The sequence below is a fragment of the Enterococcus sp. AZ128 genome (genome assembly GCF_051714485.1).
GTDB lineage: Bacteria > Bacillota > Bacilli > Lactobacillales > Enterococcaceae > Enterococcus_A.
Genome location: NZ_JBIORZ010000002.1, coordinates 855,047 through 871,295, shown reverse-complemented (window position 1 = coordinate 871,295; position 16,249 = coordinate 855,047). Strand labels below are relative to the sequence as shown.

15 protein-coding genes are annotated in these 16,249 nt (G+C 39.5%); all 15 read right to left on the bottom strand.

The features are described 5' to 3' along the window. Position 1 precedes the first annotated feature (1 nt). Entirely contained in the window at positions 2-322 is a 321-nt protein-coding gene (locus IGI38_RS15965; RefSeq protein WP_438732395.1) for a PTS sugar transporter subunit IIB, read from the bottom strand. Positions 323-347: 25 nt separating this feature from the next. Continuing rightward, a complete protein-coding gene (locus tag IGI38_RS15960) occupies positions 348-1,163 on the bottom strand; it encodes a MurR/RpiR family transcriptional regulator (protein WP_438732393.1) in 816 nt (271 codons plus the stop codon). A gap of 158 nt (positions 1,164-1,321) precedes the next feature. Continuing rightward, complete coding sequence (locus IGI38_RS15955) at positions 1,322-2,659, bottom strand: PTS sugar transporter subunit IIC (RefSeq protein ID WP_438732391.1); 1,338 nt, start codon at positions 2,657-2,659, stop codon at positions 1,322-1,324. A gap of 82 nt (positions 2,660-2,741) precedes the next feature. Beyond that, positions 2,742-3,746, bottom strand: a complete 1,005-nt coding sequence (locus tag IGI38_RS15950) for a Gfo/Idh/MocA family protein (protein WP_438732389.1) — start codon at positions 3,744-3,746, stop codon at positions 2,742-2,744. Further along, positions 3,746-4,771 carry a Gfo/Idh/MocA family oxidoreductase gene (locus IGI38_RS15945; RefSeq protein WP_438732387.1) on the bottom strand — a complete coding sequence of 342 codons (1,026 nt, stop codon included), beginning with the start codon at positions 4,769-4,771 and terminating at the stop codon, positions 3,746-3,748. Before IGI38_RS15945 ends, IGI38_RS15950 begins: the two co-directional genes overlap by 1 nt. Before the next feature lie 501 nt (positions 4,772-5,272). Continuing rightward, positions 5,273-6,430: a mannitol dehydrogenase gene (locus IGI38_RS15940; protein WP_438732386.1), complete on the bottom strand. Its 1,158-nt coding sequence runs from the start codon at positions 6,428-6,430 to the stop codon at positions 5,273-5,275. Positions 6,431-6,481: 51 nt separating this feature from the next. Further along, a complete protein-coding gene (locus IGI38_RS15935) occupies positions 6,482-7,153 on the bottom strand; it encodes a ribulose-phosphate 3-epimerase (protein WP_438732385.1) in 672 nt (223 codons plus the stop codon). A 174-nt stretch (positions 7,154-7,327) separates the two neighbouring features. Continuing rightward, on the bottom strand, positions 7,328-8,152 hold the full coding sequence (locus IGI38_RS15930) for a PTS system mannose/fructose/sorbose family transporter subunit IID (protein WP_438732383.1): 825 nt from the start codon (positions 8,150-8,152) through the stop codon (positions 7,328-7,330). A 21-nt stretch (positions 8,153-8,173) separates the two neighbouring features. Beyond that, positions 8,174-8,932 carry a PTS mannose/fructose/sorbose/N-acetylgalactosamine transporter subunit IIC gene (locus IGI38_RS15925; protein ID WP_438732381.1) on the bottom strand — a complete coding sequence of 253 codons (759 nt, stop codon included), beginning with the start codon at positions 8,930-8,932 and terminating at the stop codon, positions 8,174-8,176. Between the two features lie 15 nt (positions 8,933-8,947). Next, on the bottom strand, positions 8,948-9,421 hold the full coding sequence (locus IGI38_RS15920) for a PTS sugar transporter subunit IIB (RefSeq protein ID WP_438732379.1): 474 nt from the start codon (positions 9,419-9,421) through the stop codon (positions 8,948-8,950). Next, positions 9,421-9,846, bottom strand: coding sequence for a PTS sugar transporter subunit IIA (locus IGI38_RS15915; RefSeq protein ID WP_438732378.1), 426 nt, complete (start codon positions 9,844-9,846; stop codon positions 9,421-9,423). The genes IGI38_RS15920 and IGI38_RS15915 overlap by 1 nt, the downstream gene beginning before the upstream one ends. Before the next feature lie 203 nt (positions 9,847-10,049). Next, positions 10,050-12,500: a sigma 54-interacting transcriptional regulator gene (locus IGI38_RS15910; protein WP_438732376.1), complete on the bottom strand. Its 2,451-nt coding sequence runs from the start codon at positions 12,498-12,500 to the stop codon at positions 10,050-10,052. 696 nt (positions 12,501-13,196) lie between these two features. After that, positions 13,197-14,060, bottom strand: coding sequence for an ROK family protein (locus tag IGI38_RS15905; protein ID WP_438732374.1), 864 nt, complete (start codon positions 14,058-14,060; stop codon positions 13,197-13,199). A gap of 10 nt (positions 14,061-14,070) precedes the next feature. After that, a complete protein-coding gene (locus IGI38_RS15900) occupies positions 14,071-15,441 on the bottom strand; it encodes a glycoside hydrolase family 1 protein (RefSeq protein WP_438732373.1) in 1,371 nt (456 codons plus the stop codon). Positions 15,442-15,452: 11 nt separating this feature from the next. After that, complete coding sequence (locus IGI38_RS15895) at positions 15,453-16,244, bottom strand: MurR/RpiR family transcriptional regulator (protein WP_438732372.1); 792 nt, start codon at positions 16,242-16,244, stop codon at positions 15,453-15,455. Positions 16,245-16,249 lie beyond the last annotated feature (5 nt).

The window sequence follows — 16,249 nt, the reverse complement described above, 5'->3', positions numbered from 1 at the left end:
ACTAAACTCCCTCTTCTATCAATTTATTCGCAGTAGCGAAAACCTTCTCCCCGTTCATCATGCCATAGTCTTGCATATCAATGACTGCTACGGGTACTTTTAGGCTAACCGTCTTTTCTTCAAACTGTTTCAACAAAAAACGTACTTGCGGACCTAATAGAATCACATCGATCTCGCCCTTTTCAATTTCGGGATCAGCTTCTGATGCAGATAATGCAAAAATTTTCGCTTCAACACCTTGTGCCTCTGCCGCCTTTTCCATTTTCGTAACCAATAAACTTGTTCTCATTCCAGCAGCACATACTAACATAATCGTTTTCATCCATACTTTCCTTTCTCTTCTTCAATTAATTAACATTCAGATCCATAAATTGTGGATCAAAATCAAACGGATTCTTTCGTTTCTTAGAAACCAGACAGGTATAAATCACATCTAGCAAATAATCGACAGAAATCCCATATTGCAACGAAGTTAATTCGTAATGACCCGAATAAATATAAAGACTTTCATTGCATAATAAATCTAGTTTTCGATTGATATTACTCGTCAGCGCAATTGTAAAAATATTTCTGCGACGCAGCTCGACGGCCGCATTGATCATTACCAGATTTTCACCTGTATGGCTGACGATGATCGCGACACTATCCCCATCTGACAAGGAGCCAATATAAAAATCATTATACGTATTAAAAACTTGTGTATTGATCCCAAGGCTGCTCAATTTTAAACAAGCCCCTTGTGCTCGTGTAAAGTTCGCATCATTTGCGTAAAAATCAATTCTCTTAGAGTGAACTAAGCGGTTGATAATTCGATTCAATGAGTTCTTTTTTATCATCTCTTGAGTATAGCGAACCGTTTCAAGATACAACCCCTCAACTGTTTCAGATAGCTCGATATTTGAAGCCAGAGCATCCAATTTTGTTTGATCATTTTTTTTGTTTAGAGAATATTCACTGACATATTGCAGTTGAAACGCATGATAGCTTTTAAATCCAAGTTTTTTGCATAATCGATTTATTGTTGCTGGACTGGTTAAAGTTAGAACGGCTAATTCTTTAGCCGTTTTATCCAAAAGACACTCCTGATTTTCTAAAATGAACTGAACGATTGCATATTCTTGATGGGTAAACGCCGTTCCCTCTCGCAATTGTTTAATAATCATTTCCTCACTCCTCAGTTTAGGATGATCTGTGAACTACCATTCAACATGCGATGGATAGTTCACACTCCTTGTAAGCGCATCCGCTTTCGTTCATTATATCATCCTACTACTGAGAAAAATCTTCACTCATAAAAGAAGCCCATTATTTACAGCCTAACTTACGCTTCATTTACTTGAAGCATTTCTGCTTCAGACTGTTTTTCTGCCTCTTGTTTTTCTACTTCATCAAGATTTTGATTATATATCTTCCAGAATGGTAAATAGATTACTAGTCCGATGGCAAAAGAAATAATCGGGATCAACGCGGTTTTTATATCACCTGTTCCAAGCGGTCCTAATAGAAATGGCGGAGTTGCCCATGGTACAACAGCATAAAATTTCGCAAAAAAGCTCGTCGACATCAACAGATAACCGATACCTGTAGAAATAGTACCGCTCAAAATGAACGTAATCATCAAATACGGATTAAGCGCGATCGGCAAACCATAAATTACTGGCTCGACAATCGTAAATATTCCTGGTGCCAAAGCCGTTAAGCCAATCGTTCGAAATTGTTTTTTCTTAGAAATTATCATTAAAAGCAAGAGAGGCCAAACCGCTGCTGTCCAAACGGTCAATCGAAGAAGCCCTGTATTGCCTAAGCCCGCTAAAATATTCGGCAAATCATACTTAGAGACACCGCTTGCTAAAGCGCTTGCATTTTGATCAACCCACATTAATCCAAATGGTGTAAATAAGGCCAAAAACATGTTATCCCCATGCAACCCGACACTCCACAGCAAGAGACAAACAAAGGTCACGAACATCGCCATCCATATACTATCTGAAGAAGTAATGATCGGTTCCAATAGTGTATTCAGCCAAGAGACCATATCAAAATTCATAATAGTCCGAATCAACCACGCAAGAGAAAAGATTGTCGCAAATGGCAACAATGCACCAAAGGCATTTCCAACATTCGGCGGTACCGAGTCAGGCATTTTGATCGTGATATTTCGATCTAAGAAGAATTTCAAAATTTGAACCCCGACAATACTGGTAATAATACAAACGAATAACCCGCTAGCACTAAATGAAGTGACTAAAATACCGCCAGCCTCATCGTAACCATTAATAGTGAAAATCAAAAATGTTGCCAACCCTAACAAGCTGCAGGTTAACGTATTCATTTTTTTCTTTTGGGCATAGTGATAAGGAATCGCAATGGCACAATAAAGTGACATCATGTTCATCGTTAGACTATTCATCCAGGCAAATTTACCTGCCAAAGGTGCGAGAAAACCAATCAACGGTTTTCCGCTAGTTCCTACATCTGGCGAACCTAAAACATATAAGATCAAGAAAATTGAACCAATCATAATAATCGGTGTGACTGAAACAAGACCAGCAACAACGGAAGAAATAATATCAGTATTCGCAAATTTACCTAGTGGTTCAGAAATTTTATTCGTAAAATCCATTAGCCTATCCATTAAACTTTTCTTCTGTTTATCCATTTGGAGATCCTCCTATTTTTTAGTAGTCTATTTCAGGGATTACGGACAGCTTTCTACGCAATCCCTAAATAACTATCGCAATTTACTTTTTACTAGCGCTGACATCTGCCGGAAAAATTACATCGACGGTTTTCCTGGCCTGCGTTTGAATTTTCATCGTCTCCAGCGATACTGCCATTAATTTATCGACTTCCGCTTGCTTCTGATTGTCAATAATATCACAAAAAGCGACAAATTCATGATACATCCGATGTTTCCCTTCATTCAGCTCGTAAACTTCCTCAGTCGCTGAATCATTCATCAGTAGTTTGAATTTAGCGACAATATTGGCTGAATCTTCAATGATGATACAGCCTTTATCCCCTTGAATCGAGGTAACGATCGGTGCTTTACAATCTTTAGCAGCGATACAGACAGCTTTAAAATCACCATAATCAAGGTTTAAAATTCCTGACGTATCAATTCCCTTTTGAATATTCGCTTGATACTCTACATTAGCAGTTGCACCAAACAGAGTGACCATTAAGTTGATGTTATAGATATTTAAATCCATCAACGCCCCGCCAGATTTTTCAGGATCAAAAGCCGGCTGAATGATTCCTTGCTTGAAAGCATCATATCTCGAAGAATACTGCGAATAGTTGGCCGAAACAATCTTAATTTCGCCCAAGGTAGGCAACAATTCCTTGATTTTCAATACATTGGGTAAAAAACGTGTTGAGACAGCTTCTAAAACGATCAAGTTTTGTGCCTTCGCTAGATCGGCTAGTTCCAATGCCTCTTGTTCGTTCGAGGTGAAGGGCTTCTCACATATAACGTGCTTGTTTGCCAGCAATGCTTTTTTTGTAAAGATGTAATGCAAATGATTGGGAACACCTACATAGATGGTGTCAATATCTGGATTCGCAAGCATTTCCTCATAATCGGTGTACCATTTTTTAATCCCGTGGTCTTCTGCCAAGGTTTGAATCATCGTTTCTTCAGCAGGTGTTGCACAAATAGCTTTTAGCTCCATATCATTGATTTCGCCAGCAAAACTTAACAGATCATGCACGATCATTCCAGCGCCTAATAAACCTATCCGCATTATTTTGCCTCCTTCGCGACTTTCATCGCAGCTTCAATAATTTCTAACACAGCGATGACTTCCTCATCCTTAACGATTTTCTCCGCATTTCCCGCTAAAACGTCAAAAATATTATCATAGATGATTCCATAATCACCCTTTTCAACAGGAACGTTCATAGTCACTTCTTGTCCATCCTGATCTACATAAGCCAACGTGCCCCAGAATTCTTCAGAATACTCTTCTGTTGGCAATGGGTAGGGGCCATTCGGTTTTTCTTTAGAAGAATTATGCCCCAGTGAAGGCATTAGGAAACTGCCCTTTCTCCCATGAACAGTAAAACTAGGATAATCAAGTTTCACATAATAACTGGTTTTCACGATAGCCTTCAATCCCTTGGGATAGAAAAAATCGATATCATAATAATCATCAGAGATACCAGGATTATCAATACTGCGCACGTCATATGCAAGCTTCTCAGGAACTCCAAACTCCCCAATAATCTGGTCGACAGGATGAACGGCTAACCCATAAAGCACACCCATCCCCTTATGTTCAGCGATCCCTGGACGATAGTAGTCATAGTGGGACTCTACTTCGATCAATTCCCCTAAGACGCCTGAATCTATCACTTTGCGAACGGTTCGCATATCCGCATCGAAACGGCGATTTTGATTCGCCATTGCTAGTAATCCTTTTTCTTTTGCTAGGTCAAAAACTTCCTTTGCCTCAACACTGGTCATCGCAAACGGTTTTTCCGTAAGAACGTTCTTTCCGCTTTCCAGAGCCATTTTTGTATACGCGACATGGAACTGATCCGGTGTATTTACCACGATTAGATTCACCTCGGAATCCTGCATCACTTCCTCAATCGATGAAGTGAACTGGATTTCCGGATACCAGCTTTCTCGTTCTAAATCTCCTACCCGATCTTCTTCTCTGCGATAGATATATTTGACCTTCATTTTTTCTTTACGTGCTTCTACGTAGGGCAAGTGGTATTGACAAACACTGTTGCCAAAACCAATATAGGCAATGACTAACATAATAATTCCTCCTAATCCAACTTTTTTAATACGTTAGCCGCTTCAAGAAGAGTAACTAACAACCACCATCAGCTGATTGGTACAAACCCACTCTATCATCCAAACTCAACAGTTTCGATGCGTAACACGCAAAAAGGATACCGCTTTCATTTTCTAGGTTAAATACTGAAAATGACTTTCACTAAGTATTACGGAATTATCCATCATTGCTTGCGAGGAGAAATTTTTAGTTCTATTGTACGCGGTTTATCTAAAGTACTATCTTCTTTTTTGATTTCAAGTCCTAGGCTAACTGCTCTCAGAATGCAAGACAGTTTTTTCAATGCTAATCTAAAACGTCTTTTTGGCACAAAAATATCCCCATCATCAAATTAAGATGATGGGGCTTCATAACGTTTAGAAAGCTTACTAATGACTCCTAATTACAGTAAGATTATTCAGTACTTTACTCAACAACCACATGCTTCACTCATGCCATTCTTCCTAAATGAAAAAGCAATATCAGATAGCATTATAATATTCTAAAACTAGGTTAAACATCTCTGATCCCTTTTGAAGTCCAGAAACTCTTTCGATAGTGTTCTCAATACCCTCTTTTTTGATATATTCTTGCAGTTTTACTGCTTCTTCATCCTCAGGGTCATCGTATTTAAAAGCATACGCAGCACCGTATAACAAATGACTATTCGGTAAACTATATTCGGAGGCGATGTATGCAGGTCCTACTATTCGATCATCTGAAGATAACTTTCGAATAGGCTGACGTGCAACTCTAGCAATCGGATCATTGATTCCATCTTGATTATAATCATCGTACCGTTTGATAATCATTTCATTGATATATTTAGTCATTTCATCCTTAGAAAAACCAAATTTCTTTTCTAAGCCTGCGGCAGATTCAAGTACTGCTTTTTTTACTATTTTCTGAATGTCCGCATCCCGGAGTGCTTCATCAACCATTGTGTATCCGTGTGTATAGCCAATGTAACTAGTTATCGCAAGCCAACAATTCACCAAATAGATTTTTCTTTTGAGTACGGCTTCTAAATTATTAACGTACTCAGCTCCCGTAATCGGTCGACTATCTGGATCATCTAATTTTTGACGTTCAATCGCAAGTTCATGAGAGTCGCTAATTGCTGTGCCTTCTTTGCCGTTATAAATCCCACCAAAGACGAACCTGTCGACACCTGTATTAGGGTAAGCACCAATCTCTTTTAACTGATCCAACGTAATAATTCCAGTATCAGTCATAAGATTCACTAATGTATCCGTGCCCATAATGGCGTTCTCGCATGCCATAACAAGTACTCTGTTTCGACCTTCATCCAGCCTTCTCTTTAAGCCCTTAGCTAAAATAGGAGCTACATTCACCAAATTTGTTTTCATGACAGATGTCGCAATGATATCTACTTGCGTAATCGCTTCAATTATTTCTGCTTGGTTTCTTATAAGTGATAGGGCAAAAACATTGTCAATAATTTTTTCTTCGTAATTATGGTTCGTTAGGAATAAACTATACGAATTATTTTTATTTATTTCATTGATCACTTCATCAGAAACATCCGCAAAAATAATTTCATAGCCATCCTCATGAAGAAGGTCTCCAAGGAAGCCCTGACCAATTTTTCCTGCTCCGAAGATTAATGCTTTTTTCATACTTTAAACAGACCACCTTTACTTTAAAATTAGTAATTCACTGGTTACTGGTTAGCCCAATACAGCCATAAATTCATCGTGATACTTTCCGAAAGTACTAGAACTCTTGAGAATTTTTGAGGCACTGCCGACTACGAAACCATTTGCCCCGCTTTCAGCCATTTTTTTACTGTTCTCTGGCGTTGTATTGCCGTCTACCAAAAGATCGATCTCAGGATTGTAGGAATCTAGTAACTGTCGAATTCGTTTTAATTTATCGAATGAATTGGGGACAAGTGTCTGCCCGGCAAATCCTGGATTTACGGTCATCAAGGTCACATAATCCAATTGATCCACACACTCTTCTAGATAGGAAATAGGCGTCCCAGGGCTTATCACTAGTCCGGCTCTGCAACCCATGTCTTTTATCGTTTGAAGTAAGCGATAGGGTTGCTTCGTTGTTTCTGGGTGAAAACTAATCCAGTCTCCTTTTCTTATATTGAACATGGGAATGTAATTCTCCGGTTCATTGACCATCAAGTGAATATCTATAGGAATTTGGGTCATCTCTGTTAGATCATTAAAAACAGACGTACCTAACATGATGTTCGGTACAAAATGACCATCCATTACATCGAAATGAATGACAGAAAGATCGTACTGATCAAATTGTTTCATGTACTCTTTGTATTCATAAATTTTGGGAACCATTATTGATGGAGATATAAATTTGCTCAATCCCATAACACTATGCACGTCCTTTGTTTTTATTTATAGTAACTTAAGCGACAATTAACGCTTCTCAAATCGAGCAACAATTTCACAACGTCCTATAAAAGCCTTCCAGGATTCTGACTGTTACCTTCTTTGTGGGTGTTGAATTGTTTTTTGATAGCCGTAAAAATGACTATTTCAAAGTTAAAAGATCCCGATAATCGCTCCGACAGCTGAGATTAATACTAAGATCAACAGTACCGTTGTGGATTTCATTTTTTTATTCAAACAATACAAAGCAATCATTGTTACAGCTAATGGCAGCATGCCCTTTAGCAATTTATCCAAAATATCGGTTTGTACATTCAGCTTTAGATCATTAAATTTGAAGACTAACCCTGTGCTTAAGCTGACATAATTCGCCGTTAGCGCACCGATAACGACACCACCCATAACTTTGGCACCCAGCATGACTTTTTTCAGTAGATCGCCACCCATTAATTTTTGGATTCCTTCTTTTCCGTAACTATAGCCTTGCATCCACAAGTAATACGCTAGACCCAACATAATGGCAAACATCGATACAATGTAGAAAATCGGACCAAAGACATTCCCTTCTGAGCCGATACTAATAGCGATCGATAAAAGGATTGGGACAAGTGTTCCTTGCCACAGCGTGTCGCCGATTCCAGCCAATGGACCCATCAGTCCTGTTTTGATCGAATTAATCGCATCACCAGTAATGGGAGCCCCTGCTGCTTTTTCCTCTTCCAAGGCAATCGTCAAGCCGCCAATGATTCCACCGAAGTGAGGTTCTGTATTGAAAAACTCCAAGTGGCGATTGTAGCTTTCGCGGAGCGCCTCTTTGTCATCACCATAAAGTTTATTTAAGGCTGGCAGCATTGCAAATAAAAAGCCGGAGGATTGCATACGCTCGTAGTTGTAGTTTGAATGAGAGAAACATGTCCAACGCCAAAAACTTTTCTTGATTTCTTTTTTAGTTAATTTCTTTTCCACTGTATTTTCCATTAATCTGTCACACTCCTCTAATTAAACTTGATTGGGCTTGAAGAATAATTGCGTATAAACAAACGCCGTAATAAAGGCTAAAATCGACACGGCAATGATCGGCAATTCTAGATACACAGCTAGAACAAAGCCTAAGAAGTAAAACGCCGCAGTATCCTTGCTCATAATTGATTTCAAGATCATCGCAACCCCTAACGCTGGTAAAACACCTCCGATTACTTCTAACACATGAAGCGGCTTGCCTTCTAAAGCATCAAGTACATTTTTCACCACTCCTGATCCGAAATAAGCAATAATAAATACAGGAACCACTGAGATCAGCATTAAAAAGAGTTGAGGAATAAACATCTGAATACGATCAATTTTTTTTGAATCTACTTCATCGGCCGCTCTATCGATCATGTGTAAGAATGAAATATCGACAGTCATATGGGCAATCCAAATGACTGTTCCTAATAAACCGATCGGGACTGCCATTGAAACGGCTACTTCCGGTGAAGCATTTGCGGCCATTGCCAAGGCTGTTCCTAAAGTTCCAGCTAAACCTGGATCCATCGGCACAGTTCCACCGGCAGAAATATAGGCCAAATAAGGTAAACTGATTGCTGCTCCGATCATACATCCCTGAACGACATCACCAAGGACCAGACCTACCAGCGTCCCGCAAATCAACGGACGTGCTAGTACTGTACTTCCTAACAAGGTGAGCCAAGGTGTACCATTTATACTCAGGTAATAAATCAGACCAATTAATAGTGCTTGAAAAACATTAATTTCCATTTTCTTTTCCCCTTTTTATAAGTATTGTTCGATATTCGCACTCTTTTCTTCTGGAATTACTTGAACGTAAACGGAGGTGCCATCCAGCATGATCTGCTTGAAGCACGCACGCTCTTCATCGCTTACAGAAATGTTGCGATACAATTGTGTTCGGTCTTTTCGTGCACCCATACCACCGACGTTCAATTTTTCGATCTTCACACCACCATCAGTAATCGTTTTGATGACCTTTGGATTTTTTGCTAAAACAATCAGCTTATTCCCATCCGGTTCCTGTGTCAGATAAGTGATCGCTGCTTCCTCAGACATGATCAGCACCTTAATTCCTGCGGGAGCGGATGACGTCATAATCATTTTCAAAAAATCGTCCTGTGCGACTTCGTTATCAATAATGACAATTTCATTGGCCTTTGTTTCATGTACCCAAGCTGTCATTACCTGCCCGTGAATCAAACGATCATCGATTCGTGTAAATACAATATTTCTCATTACGTTTCCTCCTTGGTTAATGTCTTCGCTTCTGTAAATAATTCTTTGATTCCTTGTTTTCCTGTATTCATTACATGCTGGCTTAAATCTTCTAGTTCCATTGTTTCCCTAAGCAAGACGCTTTCAATAAACATTGAAAAATTAACACCTGAAATTGAACGATACAGTGTATCTGGCAGCTTCTTCACGCAGTAAGCAGTCGCCTTAAACGGACTTGCACCGTATAAATCAGAAAAAACTAGTACTCCGTCACCATCGTCTAATGCTTTGATCTTTTCCGCAGTTCGATCATAAAATTCATCAATATTGTCGCCCCCATACAATCCCAGGTAATCCACTTTCTCATTTGTTCCAACGATCATCTTTCCGCTTTCAACGACTCCTTGAGAAAGGTTCCCGTGACTTAACACTAAAATCCCTATCATATCCTCACCTCTTTACGAAATTCTTCTTACACCTTTATTAAAGCAAGAGACGTGCCAAGTTTTTATGCACACATCTTTCTTAGCTACAGCAAGCGTTTTCAGTTCGTTTGTATGTAATGTGTGACAGTTTTTGTCACACATCATTTCTTTTCGCATGTGTGCGTTATAAAAAAATATCTGTCACACATGATGTGTGACAGATATTAGATAAAGGTACGCATAATTTTTGTTACATATAGGATCTCGCTGGCTGAGAGCTTGGCGCCATAGGTTCTTTCTAATACATTCAGCTCCTCCGCAACAAGCTGATACAGCTCATCCTTCTCCTGTTCCTCTACTTCAAATTGGAGTCCTTCTTTTCGGATCGCCCGTTCAATCATTCCCAAACAATGAAAATAGAATTTGATGACTAAGGTATCAATGATCTCGAATTTGATTTGTTTGGAAAGTGAAATAAGGATTTCATCTAAAATTTCTGTCGCGCCGTACACATTTAGAAAAATGACACTCTTTTCCAATGAATGATAAAACAAATGGTCTTTGTTTTTTATCAGTCTGCGACTAGAGTAATCAAAGATATTCGTATTTTTTCGATTGGCGGTATAATAATTGGCTTCCTCCAGAAGCTCATTGACTAGCTGTTTTAGCCCCATATTCGCGAATAAGGCTTTTCTTGTCGCTTCAATAATGATCGGTGACGTAACATTATCGATTATCATTGTGTCAATACCTGTATCTTTAATTAGCTTGGCGGGGAAAGTTGCTAGCGAACCCATATCGGCTAACAAGAGAACACCGGACCCTTGGTCTAGAGTTTTAATTACAGCTACCGCTTTTTGATACACATTTTCAACCGAATCATCTAACGGCATATCCACTCCCACCGCATGGTTTATTCCTAATAAATCGTTCACCATTTTAGCTAAATTCGTCGCGACACCAATACCATGCATCAAAATCAAGATTCCGATCGGATTCTTTCGTACATCCTTGTAGATCGTATCTAAAAATAGTTCGATAATATCTTGCTCCTCCGCTGGAATTGCAACATTCATCTGCTTGTTCACTTCGGCAATCAGTTTATCGGCGTATTTTCTTAGTGGAGAACCAGAGACCTTCTCAACGACCTTAGCTGTTCGATAAGAGATTGTACTCGTTTGCAGCTTCAATACCAACGCTTCAATGTGCAGAGCTAAGTTATAAGTAATATGGGGATCACATTCAACTTCTAGTTCATTAGATATTTCTTGAATAACTTTGTCTACGATTTCTAATACGTCTTTGGAAACCAGTTTTTCGATTCCTTTATTCCGAGGTCTTTCGATAATCTCAGGCTTCAAATCCACAGCAAAGAAATCATCCAAAAAATAAGTGATCTTTTGTTGGATCTCCTTGATTGAACGGCCTTCCCTTAAGAGCGTAGAATATTTTTCTAAAATCAGTTTATAGAAAGAACTTTCATTGCCGGTATCAACTGCGTAATTTATCTGCAGCTGCTGACTTTCTTGTTTTTTCTTGCCTTGATAATAGATACTATCCCTAAATAGCTTTTTTTCATTTTCTTGTAGCTCGCGCGTGATTTCGATCTCTTCACCAGAGATTTCGATTCGTTCCTGCTTCTTAATCATCGCTTGGGCAAACTCTTTGGCACAAAAGATTTGGATGTCATTCTTCAACTGCCCAATATTTCCCGGACAATGATACGTCGATAGATATTCTAGTACATTGGCTTTGACTAAAATCTCCAGATCTATTTTTTTCGATTCCAAGCAAAAGAAGTAATCAATCAGCAATAGGCGTTCCTGTATGCTGCGCTCCTTCAAATCCGGCAGAGTCAGAACCATAGGAAAGCGTCGTTTGAACGTTTGAAGAAGCGAACTCTCGATATTTTCAGTAGTCGCACAAATTATCAGCACGTCTACATCCCGTGCGACACTTTCAGTTTCCCCAAGTCTGCGATATTTCCGTGTATCGATGATCGTAAAGAGCATCTCCTGTCCTTCCGGCGGCAGTCGATGAATCTCATCTAAAAAGAGAACACCATGATTCGCTTGTTCGATCATTCCCGCTTTGTCAGAATCTGCACCGGTGAACGCTCCTTTTACATAACCAAAAAGAACGGATAATAATAATTGCGGATTATTGGAATAGTCGGAACAATTGAAATGAAGAAATGGACTCTTAGTATTGAATCGACCGATTTCTTGACCATACTGAAACATGATTTTTGCAAAAGTTGTTTTTCCAACACCAGTGGAACCAAGAATAATCGTGTGCAAGCCATTTGGCGGATACATAATGGCAGCTTTTGCGAGATTGGTATGGACTTCCATACTCCCTTTAGCTCCGATAAAGTCGGAAAATATGCTTTTTTCTTTGTTTTTTTCAAATGCCCGATCAACTTGTTTCGTTTGACTTGGTATTTGTTCAATTTCAATATGTTCACCAAGATAATAATACTTAACCGGCTTCCCCTTCACTTTTCCGAGTCTTTCTTCTCGTACCAAAGCATTCAACTCACGACTCGCTGCCGTTCGACTGAGAGCCAGATGTTCACTGACATCGAATGTCGTGACTTCAAAATCAGACCGATCTGCAGAGTTTGACGCCCTCCTTGATCGAACAAAAGCTAGTATCTCATCTTTCCTACTCATATATCCACGCCCTTCCAAAGAAAATGTATTCTACGTCAGATTATATTTCAATTAGAACGGAAGTCAAACCTGAAAATAAGTGTTGGCTTTTGATTGAATAGATTAACTTCATCTCTTTTGAGTCTATCACTTAGAATAAGTCATAGAAAATACTTAGTGAATTTCCATCATTTTTTGGATACATAAATCCAATCCTCATCAGCTTTTTCCTCTAATGTTCTCTAACAAGACCCAAGGATTGCTAAACGTCAACAATCAAAAAACGACCGCTCTCCCTTCCAGATTATTAGGAAAAAGTTGCGTCCATTAGTAAATGCAAAGTTATTTTTAGCCCAATCTTTGCCCTTTCCCGCTAGAAACATTGACTTATAAGCGTTTTTTAAGCAAAAAAACTTTAGTTGTCAAATCAGCAAAATTACATTTTACCTCTCAATATTGTAGGTTTAATTGTCTCACTATTTTACTAAAACCTATGAAACCAACATTTTGGTAAAAATGTTGCTAAAAACAGCTACACTTTTGCCCCCTAAAGGTAATTTGGGCGATTCTTTTTGTACTTTATCGTTAAGTCATCGGGCGGAAATAATAGCCAAAAAATGCTCTATTCGAAATACGAAATCATATTTTAAAGACGAAAATGCACCTGCGATTTTAGACTTCGCAGGTGCTATTTGATAGTTTAACTCCTATAGCTGATCAGATAACTATTTTTTTCTGGAAATTCAACGCAGCGCCGATTAAGTTCGCATCATTATGAAAGCTGCAGCATTTGATTGAAGGCATAATTTCTTCAACGCCCTCTTTTTTTAACTGCTCAAATACTCGTTTGGAAAGCTCATCTGCTAACTCTGGACGTTTAGAAATCCCTCCGCCTAAAACGATCAATTCTGGATCAAACATTACTTGAATATTGTAAAGATTCTTCGCCATGATTTGATACATCTCGTCTAAAAGCTCCGCAGCAAGCAGATCACCGTTTTCTTTTAACGCATAGAGTTCTTTACCCTCAATAAGAGTATGGGTTTGTTCAGAATAATTGTTGGCGGCTTTGACTAGAGTCCCCTTTTGGCTGAAAGTTTGGGTGTTTTGACTTTTCAACAGACCTACTTCACCGCCAAATAGATGGCTCCCTTTGTATAATTCACGTCTAACAAAAAGCGCTCCGCCTACCCCTGTCCCTAAGACAACGAAGGCGATGTTTTGAGCATCCTTACCGACGCCTAGCTCTACTTCAGCGATTCCTGCACAGTTTGCATCATTTTCTATCGTAACAGGAAGACCAAAGGACTGTTCGAGTTCATCGAATATCGGCCGTTGATGGATATAATTCACTGCACTGATGCCTAGTATTCTTCTCTGTTCTTGATCAACAGCCCCGGGCGCGCTGATCGCAATACCTGCGACAGGTCGCTCGTAGTCATTCACTATCTGTTTAAAATTGTCCAATAATCCGTCAAATGTTTCAGGAGTTGGAAAGGCGGAAATTTCACTTAATCGTTGATTCTCCCAAATTCCATGCTTAACTGTCGTTCCGCCAATATCAAATACGACAAGACTCATTTATAATCACCTAAAATCCATTCTTTTCACTTACTGTCTTCATCCAGCGGCCGCTCTTCTTCACTGACCGTTCACGTGTAGCTAAATCCATTCGATAAAAGCCATAACGATTTCTGTACCCGTTCAACCAAGACCAGCAGTCCACAAATGTCCAGGCATGATACCCAAAACAGTTGCTGCCTTCGAGAATTCCTTGGTGCAGATAGCTTAGATGCTCTTTCATAAACTCGATTCGATAATCGTCTTCGATCTCTCCACAGTCGTTCATGAAGCGGTCTTCCTCAGCAACCCCCATCCCATTTTCACTCACATACCAAGGGATGTTGTTGTACTCTTCCTTCATCATGATCGCTACATCATAAAGAGCCTCAGGATAGATTTCCCAGCCACGATAAGGGTTTATTTTTTTATCCGGCCAATCATATGGCACATAAAAATCTGAGGGCATTTGCGCAGGCTTTTTCACTGTTTTCGGTGCTTGAACGCGTCGCGGCTGGTAATAATTTAATCCAATAAAATCCACTATATTTTCTTTAATCAACTGACGATCTCCAGTTTCTACTTCCGGAAAAAGCTCGTGCTCTTTTAACAGTGCAATTAATTCATCAGGAAAGGTTCCTAGAACTGCAGGATCTAAGAAGCTGCGAGTATTCAATAGATCCGAACGAAATCCAGCCAACAAATCCCCTTTTGCTTCGCTTTTTGGATATGTAGGCGAAATATTCAAGATAATCCCGATCTCTCCCATTTGGCTCTCTTGCCTAAAAGCCTCGACCGCTGCCTTATGAGCAAGCAAGGTATGATAAGCAACTTGAATCGCCCTTTTGAAATCAACGACTGCTGGGTAATGATACTGATAAAGATACCCGCACTCAACATGGACGATCGGTTCATTGAAAGTCGTCCATTTGTTGACGAGATCACCGAACAACTTAAATGCCGTACGCGCATAAAAAGCAAAAGCATTAATTGAATCCCGACTCTCCCATCCGCCACGCATCATCAACCACATCGGCATGTCAAAATGAAAGAGATTAATAATCGGCTCAACACCATGATCAAGCATCGCTGAAAAGTACTGCCGGTAAAACGCCACTGCCTCTAAATTGACTGCCTTTCCATCAGGCAACAGACGCGCCCACGCTATAGACGTCCTAAGAGAATTTAAGCCAATATCCTGCATTCGTTGGCAATCTTCTAAATAGTGATCATACACATCAGATGTAATTTCCGGTCCTTGGTTTTGATGAAATTTTTCAGGTGTCTCTTGAAACCAATGATCCCAAGTAGTCTCTGTTTTTCCAAAATTTAAACTTTGTCCTTCTGTTTGCGGTGCAGACATGGCGGCCCCCCACAAAAAGTTCTTAGGAAAAATTTTCATGTTTCCTCCTCTTACTTGTGCAATATTTGTTCCGACTCCAGCCACTGAGAGATGGCGTCAGAATATAGATGGATATACCTCTCGTAAACCATATCCAGCTGAATAAGGATCGGAATTTGTGGAGAGATATTCCCTAAAGCTTCTTCTCTTGTAAAACTGGCGGCAATCAAAACAACATCTGCATGAGTTATCAGCTGTGAATACCGATTAGACGTAATCAATAAAATCGAGACATTTCTTTGCTTAGCGATCTTCATCGCCTCCAGCAGTTCTTCATCATCTCCCCGTAAACTTGAAACCACGATCAATTCATCCCGATTGGCAAAATTGGCTGACATCAAAATAGAGTTTTCGTCAGCGATCACTCGAACATATTTACCGACTCTGGAAAACTTGAACTGAAAATCTGCCCCTGCATAGGAATTGAAGCCTTTGCCAAAAAAATGAATAATTTTATGCTGATGGAGCAGTTCACAAAAGGCATCTACTACCTCTTGTGAATAATTGCTGTCGCTGCGTGTCGCAAGCGAATGGTAGGCCGCGGTTATCTTTGATGACACCGATAAATTCGCGGTTTCATTATCTAAAGAAAGCTTATATAGAAAAATCAGTTCTTTGTAGTTGCTCAGTCCGATTTTTTTACAAAACCTTGTAATAGAAGATTTTGATACGGCTAGGTGCTCCGATAATTTATCAATCGTCATAGCCGGCTGCTTGCTTAAATGATAGTCCGCGATCACCTGTTCAACAGAGGTAAAGTTCAACCGACAGGATTCAATTAAAATGAAAATATCTTCTTGCATACGTT

What these genes read in the sequence shown, in the direction of transcription:
- IGI38_RS15915 (WP_438732378.1), bottom strand. Translation starts at nt 9,846, where the DNA reads ATGATAGGGATTTTAGTGTTAAGTCACGGGAACCTTTCTCAAGGAGTC.
- IGI38_RS15925 (WP_438732381.1), bottom strand. Translation starts at nt 8,932, where the DNA reads ATGGAAATTAATGTTTTTCAAGCACTATTAATTGGTCTGATTTATTAC.
- IGI38_RS15945 (WP_438732387.1), bottom strand. Translation starts at nt 4,771, where the DNA reads ATGTTAGTCATTGCCTATATTGGTTTTGGCAACAGTGTTTGTCAATAC.
- IGI38_RS15900 (WP_438732373.1), bottom strand. Translation starts at nt 15,441, where the DNA reads ATGAAAATTTTTCCTAAGAACTTTTTGTGGGGGGCCGCCATGTCTGCA.
- IGI38_RS15905 (WP_438732374.1), bottom strand. Translation starts at nt 14,060, where the DNA reads ATGAGTCTTGTCGTATTTGATATTGGCGGAACGACAGTTAAGCATGGA.
- IGI38_RS15960 (WP_438732393.1), bottom strand. Translation starts at nt 1,163, where the DNA reads ATGATTATTAAACAATTGCGAGAGGGAACGGCGTTTACCCATCAAGAA.
- IGI38_RS15935 (WP_438732385.1), bottom strand. Translation starts at nt 7,153, where the DNA reads ATGGGATTGAGCAAATTTATATCTCCATCAATAATGGTTCCCAAAATT.
- IGI38_RS15965 (WP_438732395.1), bottom strand. Translation starts at nt 322, where the DNA reads ATGAAAACGATTATGTTAGTATGTGCTGCTGGAATGAGAACAAGTTTA.
- IGI38_RS15940 (WP_438732386.1), bottom strand. Translation starts at nt 6,430, where the DNA reads ATGAAAAAAGCATTAATCTTCGGAGCAGGAAAAATTGGTCAGGGCTTC.
- IGI38_RS15895 (WP_438732372.1), bottom strand. Translation starts at nt 16,244, where the DNA reads ATGCAAGAAGATATTTTCATTTTAATTGAATCCTGTCGGTTGAACTTT.
- IGI38_RS15910 (WP_438732376.1), bottom strand. Translation starts at nt 12,500, where the DNA reads ATGAGTAGGAAAGATGAGATACTAGCTTTTGTTCGATCAAGGAGGGCG.
- IGI38_RS15955 (WP_438732391.1), bottom strand. Translation starts at nt 2,659, where the DNA reads ATGGATAAACAGAAGAAAAGTTTAATGGATAGGCTAATGGATTTTACG.
- IGI38_RS15920 (WP_438732379.1), bottom strand. Translation starts at nt 9,421, where the DNA reads ATGAGAAATATTGTATTTACACGAATCGATGATCGTTTGATTCACGGG.
- IGI38_RS15950 (WP_438732389.1), bottom strand. Translation starts at nt 3,746, where the DNA reads ATGCGGATAGGTTTATTAGGCGCTGGAATGATCGTGCATGATCTGTTA.
- IGI38_RS15930 (WP_438732383.1), bottom strand. Translation starts at nt 8,152, where the DNA reads ATGGAAAATACAGTGGAAAAGAAATTAACTAAAAAAGAAATCAAGAAA.